The following is a 947-nucleotide window of genomic DNA, read 5'->3' on the forward strand; positions in this document are numbered from 1 at the left end:
AGATGTGTATAAGAGACAGATCATTCTGAATAAATTTATCATCAGCGAGACGTTCAGGGGATATAAATAAAATATCTACAGCGTTCGAAGATAACTTTATTTTTATTAATTTCCATTGATCTTGATTACTTGAGTTTAGACTAAATGCATTAAGACTCAAATTGCGAGCTGCTTGAATCTGATTTCGCATTAATGAAAGCAATGGTGATATTACAATAATAGGACCACTTCCTCTTTCGCGAAATATCTTAGTAGCAATGAAATATACAATACTCTTTCCCCACCCCGTCCTTTGCACGCAAAGAACCTTTTTCCCTTTATTTACTATATTGTCAATAGCCTCCCACTGTCCTTCACGAAAAAACGCCTTATCATTATCTAAAGCTTTTCGCAAAAATGATAGGACCTGCATTTCAGTCACTTTAGAATTCATACTATCTCCTATATGAACCATCTATGAATATTCTTTAAAGATAGAGAACAATCCAAATTTATACAGCAAGCGATGCAAAATAATAAGCTCTATCAAAGGAATTTAATAAAGAACTCTGAGCTTATTTAGCAATCACCAACTTCCCTAAGAGACCAACGACTCGTTCCTACGTACGAAATAGCTTCAATAAGATTCTGTTTGATTTTAAGCTCAGCGGTTAGAGATATGTCCATTTAACACCGTCAAAATCAATCGGCGCCAGCACCGTAGGCCTTTCCTAACAAGCACAACAGGAAAACAAGTCCGCAAACCGTGCTAGCTTCAGAAAATATTTCGCACGCACGCCACCGGCACACCCATTCGCTCATAGAGCCGCATCCATCGATTGCAAGAGTCTTCGCCTTCTCGCTTCTGGAACCAAGCGATGAAGGCCTGCAGTTCGGCGTTGCCAATGCTGTCGCGGTGTGAAACGAGATTGCGCCGCCACGGCGCCCGATGCCAACCAGCCAGCACA

Annotated in this window: 2 protein-coding genes; both read right to left on the reverse strand. The window is 40.7% G+C overall.

The annotated features are described in order from the left end of the window. Positions 1-433: DEAD/DEAH box helicase (locus tag H6A60_RS14520; protein ID WP_205104832.1), on the reverse strand; the 433-nt coding region annotated here is incomplete at its 3' end. Positions 434-754: 321 nt separating this feature from the next. Continuing rightward, positions 755-947, reverse strand: a 193-nt coding sequence (locus H6A60_RS11730) for a hypothetical protein (RefSeq protein ID WP_205104834.1), incomplete at its 5' end; no start/stop codon positions are given.

It is taken from the genome of Sutterella massiliensis (genome assembly GCF_016899755.1).
GTDB lineage: Bacteria > Pseudomonadota > Gammaproteobacteria > Burkholderiales > Burkholderiaceae_F > Sutterella > Sutterella massiliensis.